Annotated in this window: 15 protein-coding genes; 10 read left to right on the forward strand and 5 right to left on the reverse strand. The window is 63.0% G+C overall.

Translation table 11 applies throughout. From position 1 onward, the window contains the following. Positions 1-4 precede the first annotated feature (4 nt). Both KI243_RS00955 and KI243_RS00960 read right to left on the reverse strand, forming a co-directional pair. Entirely contained in the window at positions 5-820 is an 816-nt protein-coding gene (locus tag KI243_RS00955; protein ID WP_212810346.1) for an ABC transporter ATP-binding protein, read from the reverse strand. After that, positions 817-2,415 carry an ABC transporter permease gene (locus tag KI243_RS00960; RefSeq protein WP_212810347.1) on the reverse strand — a complete coding sequence of 533 codons (1,599 nt, stop codon included), beginning with the start codon at positions 2,413-2,415 and terminating at the stop codon, positions 817-819. The genes KI243_RS00955 and KI243_RS00960 overlap by 4 nt, the downstream gene beginning before the upstream one ends. 322 nt (positions 2,416-2,737) lie before the next feature. Between KI243_RS00960 and KI243_RS00965 the strand changes: the two genes are divergently transcribed. Next, on the forward strand, positions 2,738-3,763 hold the full coding sequence (locus tag KI243_RS00965) for an ABC transporter substrate-binding protein (protein ID WP_212810348.1): 1,026 nt from the start codon (positions 2,738-2,740) through the stop codon (positions 3,761-3,763). A 35-nt stretch (positions 3,764-3,798) separates the two neighbouring features. Here the strand turns inward: KI243_RS00965 and KI243_RS00970 are convergent, their stop codons facing one another. Further along, positions 3,799-4,719 carry a LysR family transcriptional regulator gene (locus tag KI243_RS00970; RefSeq protein WP_103032478.1) on the reverse strand — a complete coding sequence of 307 codons (921 nt, stop codon included), beginning with the start codon at positions 4,717-4,719 and terminating at the stop codon, positions 3,799-3,801. Positions 4,720-4,902: 183 nt separating this feature from the next. Here KI243_RS00970 and KI243_RS00975 point away from each other — a divergent pair, with 183 nt between their 5' ends. Continuing rightward, positions 4,903-5,808 carry a TauD/TfdA family dioxygenase gene (locus tag KI243_RS00975; RefSeq protein ID WP_042934737.1) on the forward strand — a complete coding sequence of 302 codons (906 nt, stop codon included), beginning with the start codon at positions 4,903-4,905 and terminating at the stop codon, positions 5,806-5,808. 60 nt (positions 5,809-5,868) lie between these two features. On the opposite strand, the gene KI243_RS00980 is transcribed toward KI243_RS00975, so the two are convergent. Both KI243_RS00980 and KI243_RS00985 read right to left on the reverse strand, forming a co-directional pair. Further along, positions 5,869-7,473, reverse strand: a complete 1,605-nt coding sequence (locus KI243_RS00980) for an alkaline phosphatase family protein (protein WP_212810349.1) — start codon at positions 7,471-7,473, stop codon at positions 5,869-5,871. A 210-nt stretch (positions 7,474-7,683) separates the two neighbouring features. Then, positions 7,684-8,631, reverse strand: coding sequence for a LysR family transcriptional regulator (locus tag KI243_RS00985; protein ID WP_017124732.1), 948 nt, complete (start codon positions 8,629-8,631; stop codon positions 7,684-7,686). Between the two features lie 153 nt (positions 8,632-8,784). Between KI243_RS00985 and KI243_RS00990 the strand changes: the two genes are divergently transcribed. The 8 genes from KI243_RS00990 to KI243_RS01025 all read left to right on the forward strand — a co-directional run bounded on the left by KI243_RS00990 (position 8,785) and on the right by KI243_RS01025 (position 18,247). After that, positions 8,785-11,157, forward strand: coding sequence for a TonB-dependent receptor (locus tag KI243_RS00990; RefSeq protein WP_212810350.1), 2,373 nt, complete (start codon positions 8,785-8,787; stop codon positions 11,155-11,157). 209 nt (positions 11,158-11,366) lie between these two features. After that, a complete protein-coding gene (locus tag KI243_RS00995) occupies positions 11,367-11,690 on the forward strand; it encodes a hypothetical protein (RefSeq protein ID WP_017124730.1) in 324 nt (107 codons plus the stop codon). A 486-nt stretch (positions 11,691-12,176) separates the two neighbouring features. Then, positions 12,177-12,995 (forward strand): energy transducer TonB, encoded by an 819-nt coding sequence (locus KI243_RS01000; protein WP_212810351.1) that lies wholly within the window; start codon positions 12,177-12,179, stop codon positions 12,993-12,995. A 43-nt stretch (positions 12,996-13,038) separates the two neighbouring features. Next, on the forward strand, positions 13,039-13,764 hold the full coding sequence (locus KI243_RS01005) for a MotA/TolQ/ExbB proton channel family protein (protein ID WP_017124729.1): 726 nt from the start codon (positions 13,039-13,041) through the stop codon (positions 13,762-13,764). 1 nt (position 13,765) lies between these two features. Then, positions 13,766-14,167: a biopolymer transporter ExbD gene (locus KI243_RS01010; RefSeq protein ID WP_017124728.1), complete on the forward strand. Its 402-nt coding sequence runs from the start codon at positions 13,766-13,768 to the stop codon at positions 14,165-14,167. Between the two features lie 1,441 nt (positions 14,168-15,608). Beyond that, positions 15,609-16,190, forward strand: a complete 582-nt coding sequence (locus KI243_RS01015; protein ID WP_103033142.1) for an alpha/beta hydrolase — start codon at positions 15,609-15,611, stop codon at positions 16,188-16,190. A gap of 56 nt (positions 16,191-16,246) precedes the next feature. Then, positions 16,247-17,143: a sigma 54-interacting transcriptional regulator gene (locus KI243_RS01020; protein ID WP_212810352.1), complete on the forward strand. Its 897-nt coding sequence runs from the start codon at positions 16,247-16,249 to the stop codon at positions 17,141-17,143. Positions 17,144-17,464: 321 nt separating this feature from the next. Then, a complete protein-coding gene (locus KI243_RS01025; protein ID WP_177083713.1) occupies positions 17,465-18,247 on the forward strand; it encodes a MetQ/NlpA family ABC transporter substrate-binding protein in 783 nt (260 codons plus the stop codon). Positions 18,248-18,572: the final 325 nt, after the last annotated feature.

Genomic DNA, 18,572 nt, shown 5'->3' on the forward strand with positions numbered 1-18,572 from the left:
CCTCTCAGCAGGCAATGAAGGTCAGGGGCAGGTCGCGTATCTGCTCGGGAGCCGGCGGCTGGTAGTGGTCGTCGCTGGTGAGCTCGTGAAGCAGTTCCTCGCGCAGTTGGTGAAAGTCGAAGCTGCTGCGCTGGCGCGGATGGGGCAGGGCGACTTCGACCACCTGCTTGATCCGTCCAGGACGCGGTTCCATCACCACCACCCGGTCGGCCAGGAAAATCGCTTCCTCGACATCGTGGGTGACCAGCAGCGTGGTGATCTTCGCCCGGGCACGGATGGCCAGCAGCTCGTCCTGCATCTGCTGGCGGGTCAGGGCGTCGAGGGCACCGAAAGGCTCGTCCAGCAGCAGGATGCGCGGGCTGGCCACCAGGCCGCGGGCAATCGCCACGCGCTGGGCCATGCCGCCGGAGAGCTGGTGCGGATAGGCGCGGGTGAAATCGCCGAGCCCCACCAGCTGGATGAAATCGTCGATGCGGCGTTGGCGCTCGGCGCTGCCCAGCGGCTCGTTGACGAGGCCCAGGCCGATGTTTTCCGCGACCGTCAGCCAGGGAAACAGCCGGTGCTCCTGGAACACGATGCCGCGTTCGCTGCCGATGCCTGCGATTGCCTGGCCGTCGACGCGGATCTCGCCGCGAAAGGCCGTGTCCAGGCCGATCAGCAGGCGCAGCAAGGTGGATTTGCCGCAACCGCTGGAGCCGACGATGGCGACGAATTCGCCTTCGGCGATATCCAGGCTGAATTCATCGATGGCCTGCAGTTCGGCGCCGTCGACGTCGAAGGATTTGCCGACCTGGTTGAAGCTGACAATCGGTGCGTTCATGCGTGTCTCCAGCGGGTGGCGCGGGTTTCGAGGCGTTGGCCGAGCAGGTTGATCAGGGCGCCGGTGAGACCGACCAGGAGCATGCCGGCCATGATCACGTCCATGCGCAGCAGCTGTTGGGCACCGATCATCACCGCGCCGATACCGCCGTTGGACGGCATGAAGTATTCGGCGCCGAGGGTGCCGAGCCAGGCGTAGATCAGGCTCAGGCGCAGCCCGGCGAAAATCCCCGGGGCGGCACCGGGCAACACCAGCTTGCGCAGGCGTTGCCAGAGGTTCAGGCGCAGGACCTGGGCGGCTTCGCTCAGTTGCGGCGACAGGTTGGCGACGCTGCGCTGTGTGGCGATAAACAACGGGAAGAAGGCGGCCAGGGCGACGAACACCGCCTTGGCCAGTTCGCCCAGGCCGAACCAGGCGGTGAGCAGCGGCACCCAGGCGAAAATCGCGATCTGGCGCAGGGCCGACAGGCTCGGGCCGAGCAGGCGCTCGCCGGTTTTCGACAGACCTAGCAGCAAGCCGAGGCCAAAGCCCAGGGACCCGCCGAGGAGCAGGCCGGCCAGGGTGCGTTTCAGGCTCAGGCCCAGGCTGGCGGGCAGGCTGTTGTCGAGTATCCCGCTCCAGAGGCTGTGCAGCACCGCCAAGGGGCTGACCAGGATGTTCGCGTCGATCCACTGCTGGTCGCTCGCGCCTTGCCAGAGCACCAGCAGCATCAGCGGCAGTGCCCAGGGTTGCAGGCGTTGCCAGCCCTGATACCGCGGGCCACGGGGAATCTGGGCGGTGGCCGGGTGCGGCCAGTGCACCAGGCGCCGGTCGAGCAGGGCGATGCCCCGGTCCATCAGCACGCCGAGCACACCGATGACCAGGATGCAGACAAAGACGATATCCAGCATGAACAGTTGCCGGGCATAGACCATCAGGTAGCCGATACCCTCGCTGGAGGCCAGCAGTTCCACGGCCAGCAGCGAGGTCCAGCCGGCGGCCAGCGCCAGGCGCAGGCCGGCCATGAACGCCGGCAGCGCGGCGGGCAGGATCAGCCGGCGGACCAGCAGGTACGGCGGCAGGCGCAGGACCGCCGCGGCCTCGCGCAGCCTCGGCTGGGCATCGCGTACACCGACCAGGGTATGCAGGGTCACCGGCACCACGACGGCCTTGATCAGCACCACCAGCTTGAGCATTTCGCCGATGCCGAAAAACACCATGAACAGCGGAATCCAGGCCAGGGTCGGGATCTGCGCGAGGGCGCTGAAGGTGGGGAACACCCAGCGCTCGGCGCGCCGGCTGAACCCCAGCAAGCCACCCAGCAGGGCGCCGATACCGACCCCGGTGAGCAGACCGCGCAGCAGGCGCTGCAGGCTGATCCACAGGTGGCTCCACAATTCGCCGCCGGCCAGGTCCAGGGCGCTTTGCCAGACCAGCGACGGCGGCGGCAGGATCTGCTCGCTCATCCACCGCTCACGGCTGGCGATCCACCACAGGGCCGCCAGCGTCAGGGGCAGCAGCCAGGGCAATGCCCGCGGGCCGAGGCCGGGCCATGACCGCCGGTGCCCGGCGGGCGGGAGTGTCAGCGGCAGACTGAGGAGAGAAACACGGGCCATGGCAGACCTCCGTTGTCGGTGTTCCGGGCGATGCACGGCGCTGATTTGAATAAGCTTGTTTGTATATGCTTATTGGGTCTATAAAAAATCTTATCGATTCTATTGGGAGATAAGAAAAAGCCATTTAAGGCCCGTACAAGGCAAGCATCCAATGCATTCGAAGAATATTTTCGATGCACTGCATGCATGGCGCGGAGGGAGCGGTGTTTCAGTGCTTATATTCTTTAAAGTTACTAAAATGTGAATTATTAGTATTTTATTGTTGATCAAGGCTGTGTCTACCTTCAGCGCCTCGAAGCCTGTCGCAAAGGAGCACCACCCCATGAAAACCCTGTTCAAAGGCGGCGTCGTCCGCCTGTTCGCCACCACCGCCCTGGCCGGCGTGCTGTGCTACCTGCCGCTCTCGGCCGAGGCGGCCGAGCTCAAGGAAATCCGCATTGCCGTGCCCGACCTGAGCGCCGGCACCGAACACAGCGGCGGCGGTGTGGTGGATGTGCTGCGCAGCCGGCAGATCTACGAAAAGGCCTTCGCCGACCAGGGCATCAAGGTGCAGTGGAATTTCTTCAAGGGCGCCGGCCCGGTGATCAATGAAGCCTTCGCCAACGGTCAGGTGGACTTCGCTTACCTGGGCGACCTGGCGGCGATCATCGGCAAGTCGAACGGGCTGGATACGCGGTTGCTGAGTGCCTCGGCGCGAGGGGTCAAGCAGTACCTGGGCGTGGTGCCCGGCTCGGGGATCAAGACCCTGGAAGACCTCAAAGGCAAGCGCGTGGCGGTATTCCGTGGCACCGCCAGCCAGCTTTCTTTCGATGCCGCGCTGGCCAGCCAGGGCTTGAGCGAGAAGGACTTCAAGGTCATCAACCTGGATTTCAGCGCGGCGGTGGCGGCCTTGGCGGCGAAGCAGATCGATGCGTCGTGGGGCAGTTCGAACCTGACGGCATTGCAGGCCAAGGGCCTGGCCGAATTGCCGGTGAACACCAAGGCGCTGGGCGGGGCCGGCAGCATCCAGAGCGTGCTGGTGGGTTCCGGGGCCTTTGTCGATGCCCACCCGGATGTGGTCGACAAGTTGCTCAAGGCCCAGCAGCAAGCCGTGGAATGGCTGACCGAGGATGGCAACAAGGATGCCTACGTCCAACTCGTCTCGGGACTGGCCAGTTATCCACCGGTGATTCTCCAGCAGGACCTGAAGGACGAGAAACTCAGCGAGATTTTCCCTTCGCAACTGGACCCGGTGTTCCTTGGCAAACTGCAGGATTCGGTGGATCTGGCGGTCCGGCAGAAGCTGATCCGCAAGCCGTTCAAGGTGACCGACTGGGTGGCGCCGAACCTGGCGGCGGCAGGGTTGTGATCCGTAGTGCCTGAGGGCTTGCCCGCGAAGAGGTCCTAAACGGCGACGCGATCTTCCTGGCTGTCCACCGCCACCAGCGTCTCGATCATCGCCCGCGCCGCCGGCGACAGCCGGAAGCCGGTGCGGCTGACGATCCCGCAGCGGGCGTTCATGCTCTCGATGTTCTGCGGCAGGTTGCGCCAGTGCAGCAGTACCAGCGAGCCTTGGGCCACATCTTCGACGAACGCCTCATGGGTGCCGACGCCGATCGCATTGGACTGGCGGACGATCTTCACCAGCGCCGGGAAATGCTCGGTCTCGATATTCGGCGAAAAATCCGTTCGCCCGCTGAGGTTCGCCAGCAGCTTGCGGATGCCCGGCGGGATCAGCGTGGTCGCCAGCGGATAGTCGAACATGTCGTTGGTCGACAGGCTTTCCTTGGCCAGCAACGGATGCCCGGGGCGGCAGAAGAATACGCCGCGCCTGGGCGTCAGTGCCTGGGTCTGGAAGTTCGGGTCGGCCTCGAAATGGCGGATGTCGGCGATAAAGAATTCGATCTCCTCGCGGCTCAGGCTGCGACTGAGCTTTTCCCAGTTATCCACCTGGAACCGGGTGCGCACTTTCGGGTGGGCGTTGATAAATCGCGCCACCGCTTCCGGCACCAGTTTCACCGCCGGCGCGGGGCCGCAACCGAAGCGCAGTTCGCCGGCGTCGAGCTTGGTCATCTGGGTCACTTCAGCGCTCAGCAGCGCCGCGCCCTGGACCAGGGTCAGGGCATGTTGCAACACCACCTGGCCTTCGGGCGTCGGGCGCAGGTCCTTGTTGCCGCGGTCCACCAGCACACAGCCGAACTCCTGTTCCAGCCCCTGGATACTGCGGCTGAAGGCTGGCTGGGTGATGCCCATGGCGTCTGCCGCGCGGACAAAACTGCGGTGTTCGTTGAGGGCGATGAAATAGCGCAGTTGGCGAAGATCCATATGCTTTCCCGGCATCCGAAAAATAGCTCGAAGGCATTTGCGACGAGTGAGGCTTGAGGTTTTAAATGCAAGCTCTTATTCCGTCAACGAAGCATGTGAATATCTATTAGACCTAAATTGAATATAGATAGAGCGTTGTTTCGCTGCGGCTCAAACCGTAAGCAGTCCGACGAGGGTTCACCCATGAGCAATGCCGCACTTGCTGTAAAACCCGCTGTGCACACCCTGGAGATCCATCCGGTGGCCGGTCGTATCGGCGCCGAGATCCGTGGCGTAGAGCTTTCCGGCGCCCTGGAGGCGGACGTCATCGAGGCGATCCAGCAGGCACTGGTGCAGTACAAGGTGATTTTCTTCCGCGGCCAGACCCACCTCGATGACCAGAGTCAGGAGGCCTTTTCGCACTTGCTCGGCGAGCCGGTGGCGCATCCGACGGTGCCGGTGCGCGACGGCACGCGTTACCTGCTGGAGCTGGACGGCGCGCAGGGCCAGCGGGCCAACTCCTGGCACACCGACGTGACCTTCGTCGACGCCTATCCGAAGGCCTCGATCCTGCGCTCGGTGCTGGCGCCGACCTCCGGTGGCGACACCGTGTGGGCGAATACGGCGGCGGCCTACGAGGAGTTGCCGGCGGAGCTGCGCGAGCTGGCGGACAAGCTCTGGGCGGTGCACAGCAACGAATACGACTACGCCGGCTCGCGGCCGAATGTCTCGGCGGAAAAGCTCGAGCGCTACCGCCAGGTCTTCACCTCGACGGTGTACGAGACCGAGCATCCGGTGGTGCGGGTGCACCCCATCAGCGGCGAGAGGAGCCTGTTGCTGGGGCACTTCGTCAAGCGCATCAAGGGCTATTCGCTGGCGGATTCGGCGCACCTGTTCAACCTGTTGCAGAGCCATGTGACCCGCCTGGAAAACACGGTGCGCTGGCGCTGGCAGAGCGGCGATGTGGCGATCTGGGACAACCGTTCGACCCAGCATTACGCGGTGGACGACTATGGCACCCAGGAACGGATCGTGCGGCGGGTGACGCTCAGGGGTGAAGTGCCGGTGGGTGTGCATGGGCAGCGCAGCCAGACGCTCAAGGGGGCTTGAGTATCGCGGTGACAGGACCGCCGCCTTCGCGGGCTTGCCCGCGAAGAGGCCCTGGAAGTTTTACCAGACGCCGATCTGCACCACCTTTTCCGCTTCCGGTTCGCCATACCGAAAGCGCTGGCCGCGCAGGTCGATCTCCTCGTGGCTGATGGTGGTCCGGCGCTTCAGGCCGCGCAGCCAGTCGAGCAGATAGCCCAGGTGCTCTTCACGCACCGTCGCGAATGCCGGATCGGCCCCCAGGTCGCGCAGTTCCTGGGGGTCTTCCTGGAGGTCGAACAACTGCGGTCGGAAGCCGTCATACGCCAGGTACTTCCAGCGCTCGCTGCGCACCATGGTCATCCGGCAACGATCGATCGCCTGCCCCAGGCGTTCCCGCGCCGGGGCCTGGAACGCGTAGTCGTATTCGGCGATGGCATAGTGGCGCCAGTGCGGTTGTCCGCCATGCAGCAACGGCACCAGCGAGCGGCCTTCCAGCCGGTGTTCCGCCGTCGGCAGGCCCAGCGCGTCGAGAAAGGTCGGCAGCGCGTCGATGGTTTCCACCAGGCGTGCATCCACCGTGCCGCGCGTGCTATCCGCCGCTGTCCGTGGGTCGCGCACGATCAGTGGCACGCCGACCGCTTGCTCCAGCAGGAACTCCTTTTCCCCGAGAAAATGATCGCCGAGAAAATCGCCGTGATCGCTGGTGAACACGATCAGCGTGTCATCCCAGCGGCCGCTGCTTTCGAGCACGTCGAACAGTCGCCCGAGCTGGTCATCCACCTGTCTGATCAGGCCCATGTAGGTCGGCACCACATTCAACCGCACTTCGTCCCGGGAGAAATTCAGGCTTTCCTCGTGCTGGCGGAAAGCGTTGTAGACCGGGTGATCACTGGCCTCGCCCGGCTCGGCACGCACCGCCGGCACCACCTGCTCGCGCCCGTACAGGGCGTGATAGGGCGCGGGGGCGAGGTAGGGCCAATGCGGCTTGATATACGACAGGTGCAGGCACCACGGCTGTTCGCCCTGCTGGTTGATGAAGTCGATGGCGCGGTCGGTGGTGTACACCGTCTCCGAGTGCTGCTGCGGGATCCGTGCGGGCAGATGGGCGTGGCGCATTTTCCAGCCGCTGAGGATTTCGCCGTCGCTGCCTTCGGCGGCATTGGCCCAGTCATGCCAGGGGTTGCTGCCGCCATAACCGAGGTCGCGCAGGTAGTGGGTGTAGGGGGCCGACTCGCGCTTGTCGGCGAACAGCGGGCTGTCGGGGTAGATGCCGTCGTGACGCATCCAGGCTTCGAAGCCGACTTCGTTCAGCGGCTCGGCCCGGGCGCTGTCGGGGTCGATGGCCAGCCGCTGCAGGGCGTCGAGATTGGGCGTGGCGTGGGTCTTGCCGACCAGGGCGGTGCGGATGCCGTGGGGACGCAGGTAGTCGCCGATGGTCAGCTCTTCCAGAGGCAGCGGCACGGCGTTCCAGGCCACCTGGTGGCTGCTGACATAGCGTCCGGTATAGGCCGACATCCGCGACGGTCCGCAGATGGTGCCCTGGGTATAGGCGCGGCTGAAGCGCACGCCGGCGGCGGCCAGGCGGTCGATGTTCGGCGTCTGCAGATGGGGGTGGCCGTAGCAGGACAGGTAGTCGCGACGCAGCTGGTCGCACATGATGTAGAGCACGTTGCGCACATGGGGCATGGGAGTTCACCGCAGAGGAAGACAGATGAAGGATTTCGCGTTGCGGCGCGGCTTTCGGCAAGCGCATTTGGCGACTGTTTCCGATGCATGCCGTGCATGGGGGGCGGTTTGCGCTGATCTTCCGGGCCTCTTCGCGGGCAAGCCCGCTCCCACGAAGGGGGCGAGCCCCGCGGGCATTGTGGGGGCGGGCTTGCCCGCGAAAGGGTGGGTTCAGACAGCAACCTGCTCCAGGTTGCACACCTCATCCGCTTCCAGAGCATCCTCGCTCCTGATCTGCTCGATCATCGCTTCGGCCAGCGGCGATAAGCGATACCCGGCCCGGCTGACGATGCCGTAGCGGGTGTACAGCTCCTCCAGGTCATCCGCCAGCCCGTCGATCTTCAGTCGCACGAGATCGCCCCGGGCGTATTCCCAGGCATCGCTGTTCTCCCCGCAGATGCCGATGGCATCCGAACGCAACACCACGCCCAGCAGGCTGAACGCGCTTTCGCACTCCACCTGCGGGGTGAAATCCGGGCGGCCGCTGAGATCGACGATCACCTTGCGCAGGTTCGGCGGGCGAATCGTCGAGGCCAGCGGATAACTCAGCAACTGCTCGGCCGTGACACTCGCCTGCGCCGCCAGCGGATGCCCGGCCCGACAGCAGAAATGCCATCTGCGCGGGCGCAGGCGCTGGGTCAGGTAGTCCGGGTTGGCCTCGAAGCTGCGGGTGTCGGCGACAAAGAATTCGAACTCCTCGTTCAGCAGGCGCTTGCTCAGGCTCTGCCAGTCATCCACCTGGAACTGTACCCGGGCTTTCGGGTAGCGCCCGATGAAATGGCCGATGGCGCGGGGGATCAGTCCCGAGGCCGGTGCCGGCCCGCAACCGAAACGCAACTCCCCGGCCTCCAGGCCGTTGAACTGGCTGATTTCATTGGCCAGTTGCTGGGCCCCGCTGACCAGTCGCCGGGCATGTTCGAGCAATACCTGGCCCTGTTTGGTCGGGGCCAGGTCCTTGCGTCCGCGATCCACCAACTGGCAGCCGGCACTGTGTTCCAGGGCCTGGATGCTGCGGCTGAACGCCGACTGCGACAGGTTCACCGCGAGGGCGGCGGCGACAAAACTGCGCTGCTCGGCGAGGGCGATGAAGTGGCGGAGTTGGCGCAGATCGATATGCATTTTTCACATAAAAAATATCGGGGAAATGCATTGGCTATGCATTAGGTCAACTCCTTATAAAGGCAATCTCTTATGCAGTAAATCTTTGTAAAAACATAAATAAATAACTTTAAAGAATATACGTCTTGTGTATTTTTTGACCAGGAGCCGCCCATGAGTTCGTTCAATCTTGCTGTGCATCACCCTTCGCGGCGGCTCAAGCGCTTGCCCCTGGCCCTGTTGCTGGCGGGGAGCGCCAGCTGGTCGCTGGGCCATGCCGCCGAAAGCGAAATCCCTGTGGAGACGGCCCCCGTCACCGCCAGCAGCAAACCCAAGGCCGACAGCGGCCGGCTGGAAACCGTGACCGTCACCGCCCGGCGCCGTGAGGAAAGCTCCCAGAGCGTGCCCACGCCCATCAGCGTGATCGGCGGCCAGGCCCTGGAAAGCCAGCGGGTCTATCGCATCCAGGATCTGCAGCAGCTGGTGCCCAGCGTCAACGTCGCCTACATGCATGCGCGCCAGTCCAGCGTGTCGATTCGCGGGCTGGGCAACAACCCGGCCAGCGACGGCCTCGAAGGCAGCGTCGGGCTGTATATCGACAACGTCTACCTGGGGCGTCCGGGCATGGCGGTTTTCGATCTGATGGACATCGAGCAACTGGAAGTCCTGCGCGGTCCCCAGGGCACGCTCTTCGGCAAGAACACCACCGCCGGGGTGATCAATATCAACACCCGGGCGCCGAGCTTCACCCCGGAGCGCAGTATCGAAAGCTCGGTCGGCGAGGACGGTTATTTCCAGACCAAGGGCACGATTTCGGGCCCGCTCAACGATCAGTTGGCCGGGCGCCTGTCGGCCTATCGCACCCGCAGCGACGGCGATATCAAGAACGAATACGACGGCCACGAGTTGAACGGCGGCTCCCGGGATGGCTTTCGCGCGCAACTGCTGTACAAGCCCAACGAGAACTTCAACCTGCGCTGGATCGGCGACTACAACGAAGAGGACTCCAGTGCCGGGACCCGCGTGTTGTACAGCACCGGCCCGACCATCAATGGCGTCAACCTCTACCAGTCCCGGGCCAATGCCGCCGGGGCAACCCTTGCCAACGGCCCCCATCGCGAGGTGAATCTCGATGGCCAGCAGCATGTCACGGTGTTCCAGGGTGGCAGCTCCCTGGAGGCCAACTGGACCCTGCCCAACGATTTCACCCTGACCTCCGTCAGTTCCTATCGCTGGTGGAACTTCACCCCGCGCAACGACGATGGCCTCAATGTGCCGGCGGCCTACAACGCCGGGGTTTCGGTGGAAGACAAGCAGTGGTCACAGGAGTTTCGCCTGGCCTCGCCCACGGGTGGTTTCTTCGACTATGTGCTGGGCGCGTACTACTTCGGCTCCAAGCTCGACAACAAGAGTTTCAGCTACTACGGGCCCCAGGCCGACATCTGGAACGGCACCCCCACCGGCGCGCTGAACAACGTCACCAGCATCGGCAACGGGCATATCGATACCGACAGTTTCGCGCTCTTCGCCCAGGGTACCTGGCATTTGACCGAACGCCTGGATTTCACCGCCGGCCTGCGCGGCAGCTACGAGGAAAAAAGCGCCTGGGTGACCCGCGATGCGCCGCTCGGTGGCGCTGCCGTGACCGGTGCCGCGGCCACGGCCCGCCGCGGTCGTGCCGGTATCTATGACTCCGGCAACCTCAGCCAGTACAGCACCAGTCCGTCCGGCCTGTTGAACCTGAGTTATCGCTTCACCGACGAGCTGCTGGGTTACGCCACCTTGTCCCACGGGGAAAAGTCCGGTGGCGTGAACCTCGCGGTGGGCTCGGCGCCGACGGCGGGCGCCGATTCGCTGCTGATCGGCACCGAGCGCGCCAACAACGCCGAGCTGGGTTTCAAGAGCACACTGTGGGACAAGCGCCTGCAACTCAACGCCAACCTGTTCTGGACCCAGGTCAACGGTTACCAGACCAACGCCTATGATGCCGACAACCGCGTGCAGTACCTGACCAATGCCGGCTCGGTGCGCTCACGCGGGGTGGAAGTCGAGAGCACGCTGATTCCCCTGCGCGGCCTGACGCTCAACCTCAACGGCTCCTATAACGATGTCCGCTACCTGTCCTACAAGGATGCGCCGTGCCCGCCGGAGGTCAGCCTGCAGCCGGGAGCACCGGCCTCCTGCGACCTCAGCGGACACCAGGTGGTCGGTGCGTCGAAATGGATCGGCAACGCCAATGGCGAGTACAAATGGAACCTGGATAACGGCTGGGAAGAATATGTCACCGCCAGTTATGCCTTCCGCTCCAAGGCCGTCGGCACCGTCGAGGATTCGACCTACGGGCAGATTCCCAGTTATGCCGTGGTCAACCTGTCCACCGGCCTGCGTGGCGACTTCAACCAGGGCCAGTGGGACGTCTCGCTATGGCTGAAGAACGCTTTCGACAAGACCTACTACACCACCCTCTGGACCGGTGGTAACGGCGGTTATGAGGGCTTGCTCGGCACACCACGGACCCTGGGGGTCACCGGGCGCTATGACTTCTGATCCGCGCTGATGGGATAGCGGCTGTAATAAGACCGGTGCCGGATATAAGTTATTCACAACCTTCATGGTGCATATAGCCAATCAATTGATAAATACCGGGCGGGCCGGTTGGACAGAACTTGGAAGTCCTACCATTCTGCAAGTCGTGAGTTTCAGGAGAGACCCACTTTCAGCGGAAGAGTGTATTAACGACATAAGGAGAACGCATCATGTCGAGCATCAATGGAACTTATCTGAATAACAACGCCGACGCCAAGTTGGTGGTCACCGATGGCAACGATTCGAATGGTACCTTCAATGGGCAGATCACCCAGGCAGGGGTGAACTACAGCGTCACCGGCCACTACCACTTCCAGAACAGCACCGGCAATCCCACCACCATTTCCTTTATCGGCACCAACAGCGACAAGGGTTACGTGGCGTTTACCGCCTACTCCCCGGACCATATCTACGTGAAACTGCGCGCCAGCGGATCACGGACCGGCTTTGATGGCCAGGTGGTCGGCCTGGGCGGCGAATTCGTCAAACAGTAACAGCAAAGGCAATACCGACATACTGCCAGGCCAACGAAAGGACAAGTGCACTTCTGCACTTGTCCGATTGAAGTTCTGGCGGTATGTATGTTGTGCCCGTCAATAAATAAAAGTCTGTTTGCGCACTTTGTATTATAACTTTCCCGTCATTCATTTCTCTTTTCTTGTCTGTTATCCGTACGCTCATGGCGGGGCGAAAGTTGCCGTGTGTTCGCCAACCCGGTGGATATGGAGGTTTTCCGGCCCTGAAAGCATGCCTTCAGGGAATATTTTCAATGCCTGAAAAGCATCGATTTTTCAGCGCTGGGCTGGAGCCCTTGAAACACGGGGCTTTACGCGGATCGTCAGAATCTAATATTCATTTTTGATCTATCTATAACTTCAAAGATTACTTTAAGGACTAAGCAAGGTCCGTGGATCATCGGCACCTCGACGTCGCCATGGGCGCCTCGACGATTTTTTGCTGAAGACCGCAGGAGTTATTCAATGGGCAATGTCCAGACCGCTGCCAGTGCACATGAGGTGCGCAGGCCTCAGGCACCGGGTGGCGAGTTGGTCGATCTCGGCCGGCCCCATCGCGCGCCGCTGGGGCAGTTGCGTCTGCAGAAAGTGCCCAAGGGCATCCTCAGCCGGCGCGAGGCGATCTTGCTCGGGGTGTTTGCGCTGGTGCTGCATGGCGCGGTGATCTACTGGCTGAGCCAGAAACAGACCCCGGTGCTGCCGGTGGTGCCGCCGGAAATCCCGCCGATGACCATCGAATTTTCCCAGCCGGCACCGCCCGTGGTCGAACCGCCGCCGCCCGTGCCGCCACCACCGCCGCCACCGGTAGTCGAGCCGCCACCGCCGGTGGTCGACGAACTGGCGGTGAAACCGCCACCGCAGCCCAAGCCCAAACCCGTACCGAAGCCCAAGCCGGTACCCAAGCCTGAGCCCAAGCCCGCGCCGAAGCCGGTCGAACAGCCGCCGGCTCCGCCACAACCGGCGGCACCGGCCGCGCCACCGGCTCCGCCCAGCCCGGCTCCGGTGACCCCGGCTTCGGCCAGCGCCGCGTACCTGAAGAACCCGGCGCCGGAGTATCCGTCGCTGGCCCAGCGTCGCGGCTGGGAAGGCACGGTGCTGTTGCGGGTCCAGGTGCTGGCCAGCGGTAGACCGGGCGAGATCCAGATTCAGAAAAGCAGTGGTCGCGAGCAACTCGACGAGGCCGCCCTGGCAGCGGTGAAGCGTTGGAGCTTTGTCCCGGCCAAACAGGGCGATGTCGCCCAGGTCGGCTGGGTCAGCGTACCCATCGACTTCAAGATCCACTGATCGGCAATCCACGCGCTGAACGCTTTTACAGAGGGAACACATCATGACGTTACTGGCATCTCCACTCCAATCCATCGAAAGCGCGGTGATCTGGCTGCTGGTGGTCTTTTCCGTCGCCACCTGGGGCCTGGCCCTGCTCAAGGCCGTACAGTTCGGCCGCCTGAAAGGCCAGGATCGCAAGTTCCACAAGCAGTTCTGGGCGGCCTCCAGCCTCGACTCGGCGGCCGAGCTGAGCGAAACCCAGCCCGGTGCCGCCGCTCGCGTGGCCCAGGCCGGCTATGCCGCGATCCAGGTCGGCGAGGCGCCACATGCTGCCGACCTGAGCCAGGCGATCAATCACCAGGACCGTCTGGAACGAGCCCTGCGCCAGCAGATCGTGCGTGAACGCCGGTCCCTGGAAACCGGTCTGGCGGTGGTCGCCAGTATCGGCAGTACCTCGCCGTTCATTGGCCTGTTCGGCACCGTCTGGGGGATCATGGAAGCCCTGAAAGGCATCAGCGCCGCCGGCTCCGCGAGCCTCGAAACCGTGGCCGGGCCGATCGGCGCCGCGCTGGTCGCGACCGGGGTGGGGATCGCCGTCGCCGTGCCCGCGGTGCTGGTCTACAACTACTTCCTGCGTCGCCTGAAACTCACCGCCGCCGACCTCGACGACTTCGCCCACGACTTCTACAGCCTGGCGCAGAAGAGCTCCTTCCGGGTCCTGATCCACCCGACGGCGAACAAGGGCGCCGGTCAGGGTTCCGCGCAGAAAGTGAAGGAGGCGTCCTGACATGGCCTTTTCCACCCAAGACAGCGATGAGGTACTGAGCGAGATCAACGTCACGCCGCTGGTGGACGTGATGCTGGTGCTGCTGGTGGTGTTCATCGTCACCGCGCCGCTGCTGACCAACGCGATTCCGATCAACCTGCCCAAGACCGAAGCCGTGGCGCCGGTGGAGCAGAAGGACCCGCTGGTGGTGAGCATCGACGGGACCGGCAAGCTGTTTCTCAACAAGGACGAAATCAAGCCCGAGCTGCTGGAGTTCAATCTCCAGGCGGCCAAGGCCAAGGACCCGGATCTGCGGGTGCAGCTGCAGGCCGACAATGGCGTGAACTACGGTGAAGTGGCGAGGGCCATGGCCTCCATCGAGCGGGCCGGGATCACCAAGTTGTCGGTGATCACCGCCCGCTGAACGCAACCGATCCTCGAGTTTCTCGGGCCGTCTCCTTGGCAGGGTGCGGCCCTTTTTTTATTTCCACACAAGGGCAGGTGGACGCGGACCCTGTGGGAGCCGGCTTGCCGGCGATGAGGCCAGTGAGTCTTGCATCGCCTGATCGGCCGCCATCGCCAGCAAGCCGGCTCCTACAAGGGTTGTGTCAGCAGGGACTGAATCGTCGGTTCTTATTTTTTTATTTCCACGCAATGGCAGATTGACGCGGAACCTGTGGGAGCCGGCTTGCCGGCGATGAGGCCAGTGAGTCTTGCATCGCCCGATCGGCCGTCATCGCCAGCAAGCCGGCTCCTACAAGGGGTTGCGTCAGCAGGGAGTGACTCGTCGGTTCTTATTTTTTTATTTCCACGCAAGGGCAGGTTGACGCGGAACCTGTGGGAGCCGGCTTGCCGGCGATGAGGCCAGTGAGTCTTGCATCGCCTGATCGGCCGTCATCGCCAGCAAGCCGGCTCCTACAAGGGGTTGTGTCAGCAGGGAGTGACTCGTCGGTTCTTATTTTTTTATTTCCACGCAAGGGCAGGTTGACGCGGAACCTGTGGGAGCCGGCTTGCCGGCGATGAGGCCAGTGAGTCTTGCATCGCCCGATCGGCCGTCATCGCCAGCAAGCCGGCTCCTACAAGGGGTTGCGTCAGCAGGGACTGACTCGTCGGCTCTTATTTTTTTATTTCCACGCAATGGCAGGTTGACGCGGAACCTGTGGGAGCCGGCTTGCCGGCGATGAGGCCAGTGAGTCTTGCATCGCCCGATCGGCCGTCATCGCCAGCAAGCCGGCTCCTACAAGGGGTTGTGTCAGCAGGGAGTGACTCGTCGGTTCTTATTTTTTTATTTCCACGCAATGGCAGGTTGACGCGGAACCTGTGGGAGCCGGCTTGCCGGCGATGAGGCCAGTGAGTCTTGCATCGCCTGATCGGCCGCCATCGCCAGCAAGCCGGCTCCTGCAAGGGGTTGCGTCAGCAGGGACTGACTCGTCGGTTCTTATTTTTTTATTTCCACGCAAGGGCAGGTTGACGCGGAACCGGTGGGAGCCGGCTTGCCGGCGATGAAGCCAGTGAGTCTTGCATCGCCTGATCGGCCGCCATCGCTAGCAAGCCGGCTCCTGCAAGGGGTTGCGTCAGCAGGGACTGACTCGTCGGCTCTTATTTTTTTATTTCCACGCAATGGCAGGTTGACGCGGAACCTGTGGGAGCCGGCTTGCCGGCGATGAGGCCAGTGAGTCTTGCATCGCCCGATCGGCCGTCATTGCCAGCAAGCCGGCTCCTACAAGGGGTTGTGTCAGCAGGGACTGACTCATCGGTTCTTATATTTCTTTGTGATCTTAATAAATAGCTTCTTATTCCTTAACGAATATAACTCTGCTCCCTATACTCGATCCGGAACGCAAACGCTGGAGGAGGTGTACCCCATGCGCAACGAGTCGATTCGTTATCTGATCGTGCCGGGCTGGCAAGGATCGCCAGAAGATCATTGGCAAACCCATTGGCAGAACAGCCTGCCCAACAGTGCGCGGGTGGAGCAGGCCGACTGGCTGACGCCCCGTCGTGAAGACTGGGTCGCGGCCCTGGCCGAAGCCATTGCCGCCGACAGCACGCCGGTGATCCTGATTGCCCACAGCCTGGGATGCATCACCGTCGCCCACTGGGCGCAAACCGCGCCGCTGCACCTGTTGCGGCAGGTCCACGGTGCCTTGCTGGTGGCCCCGGCCGATGTCGAACGGCCTGCCTGCGCCCCGGCCTTGCGCAATTTTGCGCCGATCCCGGGCGATCTGCTGCCGTTCCCGAGCCAGGTCGTCGCCTCCGACAACGATGCCGCCGTCAGCGCCCCGCGCGCCCTCGAACTGGCCCGTCGCTGGGGCGCCGAAGCCGGCATCATCAGTGGCGCCGGGCATATCAATGTGAAGTCCGGCCACCAGCGCTGGGAGCAGGGTTTTGCCTACCTGTACCGCCTGCAGACCCGCATGGAACAGCATTCCCTGCGCCGCGCCTGATTTTTTCCCTTGCTTGAACGTCCCCCGCCGCAAGGCGGTCGGGGCGGGAGTCCGCCATGAGCCTGCATGAAACCTTCGGCCAGCCTTTGCTGACCTTTCCCGATGCGGAAAAAAGCCCGCTGAGCATCCGCGCCAAGGCGCTGGTGTTCGTCGACCCACGTTCGCGCCAGTTGCGCGAAGAACTCGAACAACTGGCGCCCAAGGCGCTGCCGGTGCTGATCCGCGGCGAAACCGGCAGCGGCAAGGAACTGCTGGCCCGGCATATCCACCGCGCCAGCGACCGTACCGGGCTGTTTGTCTCGGTCAACTGCGGCGCCATCAGCCCCACTTACGCTGACGCCGAGCTGTTCGGTTATGCGGCGGGGGCCCACAGCAGCTCGGTGAGCAGCCGGGCCGGCTGGTTCGGTTCGGCCAATGGCGGGACCCTGTACCTGGACGAGATCGGCGACCTGCCGCTGCCGATCCAGATCAAGCTGCTGGCGGCCCTGGAAAACCACGAGGTGACCCGTGTCGGCGCGCAGCAGCCCAGCCCGGTGGACGTACGCCTGGTGGCGGCGACCAGCATCGACCTGGCCCAGGCGGTGGCGGCGGGGAAATTCCACGAGCGCCTCTATCACTACCTCAGCGAAGGCCGGCTGGAGCTGCCGGCGTTGCGTGAGCGGGTCGGCGATATCCTGTCCCTGGCCGAGTATTTCCTCGGCATCTACAGCCAGCGCCTGAGCCTGCCGGTGCCGTTGATCAGCGACAGCGCCCAGCGCGCGCTGGAACGTCACAGCTGGCCGGGCAATACCCGCGAGCTGGAAAACGTCATCCACTTTGCCTTGCTGGTGAGCAGCGGCGACGAGATCCTGCCGGAGCATCTGAACCTGCCCGAGCCGTTGGGGTTGATCGAACAATTCATCCTCGGCAGTTCTCCCGAGGAGCTGGCAGCGTTCAAGCGCCTGTTGGGCTGAGCGGATTCAGACGAGTGCCTTTTGCAGGAGCCGGCTTGCCGATGTAGCACCTGTGGGAGCGGGCTTGCCCGCGAAGGGGCCAGTGAAAGCGCCGGAAGCTTCGCGGGCAAGCCCGCTCCCACATGAGGCCTCGCCCACAAAAACAGCGCTTTTGCAGAGAAGTAGGACAGTGAACAAAATGGAATATGAAGATGAATAAAAGATATTGTTCTGGAATAAAAAATATCGGTATCTTCTGCTCCACGCCAGCGATATCACTTTGCTGGCACCTCTCTCAAGGCTGTCGTCGATGACGACCGTGATTCTCGATAAGGACACTGCATGAAAAAGGTTCTGTTGTTTACCGCATTGGCGGCTGCTCTGACTGCGGGTCTGGCCCAGGCCGGCGAGAAACTGGTGGTGGCGGCCACGCCGATTCCCCACGCCGAGATCCTCGAGCTGATCAAGCCAACCCTGAAAAAGGAAGGCGTGGACCTGGAGATCAAGGTCTTCACCGACTACGTACAACCGAACACCCAGGTCGCCGAGAAGCACCTGGACGCCAACTATTTCCAGACCAAGCCTTACCTGGATAACTTCAACAAGGGCAAGGGCACCAACCTGGTCACCGTGATCGGTGTCCACGTCGAACCTTTCGGCGGCTACTCGAAGAAGGTCAAGAGCCTGGACGAGCTGAAGAATGGCGCGACCATCGCGATTCCGAACGAAGGCAGCAACGCCGGTCGTGCCCTGTTGCTGCTGCAGAGCAAAGGCCTGATCGAACTCAAGGATCCGAAAAACGCCCTGTCGACGCCGAAAGACATCGCCAAGAACCCGCACAACTTCAAGTTCAAGGAACTGGAATCGGCCCTGCTGCCGCGGGTCCTGGACCAGGTCGACCTGGACCTGATCAACACCAACTATGCGCTGGAAGCCGGCCTGAACCCGGCCAAGGACGCCCTGCTGATCGAAGGTGCCGATTCACCTTACGTGAACTTCCTGGTCGCCCGTCCTGACAACAAGGACAGCGACGCGATCCAGAAACTGGCCAAGGCCCTGACCAGCCCGGAAGTGAAGGCCTTCATCGATTCGAAGTACAAGGGCGCGGTACTGCCGGCGTTCTGATTCGCGAATAACCCCTTCAAGGTTTGAACGCCGACGAGCAACCAGCGTCGGCGTTTTTTATTGTGTGCCCTGCCCGGATTCCCTTGTTCGATGCAGACCCTGTAGGAGCCGGCTTGCCGGCGATGACGTCGGCGGGCGCGGTGCAAGCCTCAGGGACTTCGTCGCTGCGAGGCGTCGTCCCGACAAGCCGGCACCTACAAGAGCGGTTTGGCGGTGCGTCCGATTGATTGGCCTTTGACGGCCCGGCGCAAGGCCACCAGCAGTTTCACGATGTCCTGCGGATCGAGCTTTTCCGGCGCTTTTGCCTGGTCCATATCATCTTCCC

The sequence above is a fragment of the Pseudomonas sp. Ost2 genome (genome assembly GCF_018326065.1).
Taxonomy (GTDB): domain Bacteria; phylum Pseudomonadota; class Gammaproteobacteria; order Pseudomonadales; family Pseudomonadaceae; genus Aquipseudomonas; species Aquipseudomonas gingeri.

Bases quoted from the DNA above. Each gene is read 5' to 3' on its own strand.
- KI243_RS00955 (WP_212810346.1), bottom strand. From the start codon at position 820: ATGAACGCACCGATTGTCAGCTTCAACCAGGTCGGCAAATCCTTCGAC.
- KI243_RS00960 (WP_212810347.1), bottom strand. From the start codon at position 2,415: ATGGCCCGTGTTTCTCTCCTCAGTCTGCCGCTGACACTCCCGCCCGCC.
- KI243_RS00965 (WP_212810348.1), top strand. From the start codon at position 2,738: ATGAAAACCCTGTTCAAAGGCGGCGTCGTCCGCCTGTTCGCCACCACC.
- KI243_RS00970 (WP_103032478.1), bottom strand. From the start codon at position 4,719: ATGGATCTTCGCCAACTGCGCTATTTCATCGCCCTCAACGAACACCGC.
- KI243_RS00975 (WP_042934737.1), top strand. From the start codon at position 4,903: ATGAGCAATGCCGCACTTGCTGTAAAACCCGCTGTGCACACCCTGGAG.
- KI243_RS00980 (WP_212810349.1), bottom strand. From the start codon at position 7,473: ATGCCCCATGTGCGCAACGTGCTCTACATCATGTGCGACCAGCTGCGT.
- KI243_RS00985 (WP_017124732.1), bottom strand. From the start codon at position 8,631: ATGCATATCGATCTGCGCCAACTCCGCCACTTCATCGCCCTCGCCGAG.
- KI243_RS00990 (WP_212810350.1), top strand. From the start codon at position 8,785: ATGAGTTCGTTCAATCTTGCTGTGCATCACCCTTCGCGGCGGCTCAAG.
- KI243_RS00995 (WP_017124730.1), top strand. From the start codon at position 11,367: ATGTCGAGCATCAATGGAACTTATCTGAATAACAACGCCGACGCCAAG.
- KI243_RS01000 (WP_212810351.1), top strand. From the start codon at position 12,177: ATGGGCAATGTCCAGACCGCTGCCAGTGCACATGAGGTGCGCAGGCCT.
- KI243_RS01005 (WP_017124729.1), top strand. From the start codon at position 13,039: ATGACGTTACTGGCATCTCCACTCCAATCCATCGAAAGCGCGGTGATC.
- KI243_RS01010 (WP_017124728.1), top strand. From the start codon at position 13,766: ATGGCCTTTTCCACCCAAGACAGCGATGAGGTACTGAGCGAGATCAAC.
- KI243_RS01015 (WP_103033142.1), top strand. From the start codon at position 15,609: ATGCGCAACGAGTCGATTCGTTATCTGATCGTGCCGGGCTGGCAAGGA.
- KI243_RS01020 (WP_212810352.1), top strand. From the start codon at position 16,247: ATGAGCCTGCATGAAACCTTCGGCCAGCCTTTGCTGACCTTTCCCGAT.
- KI243_RS01025 (WP_177083713.1), top strand. From the start codon at position 17,465: ATGAAAAAGGTTCTGTTGTTTACCGCATTGGCGGCTGCTCTGACTGCG.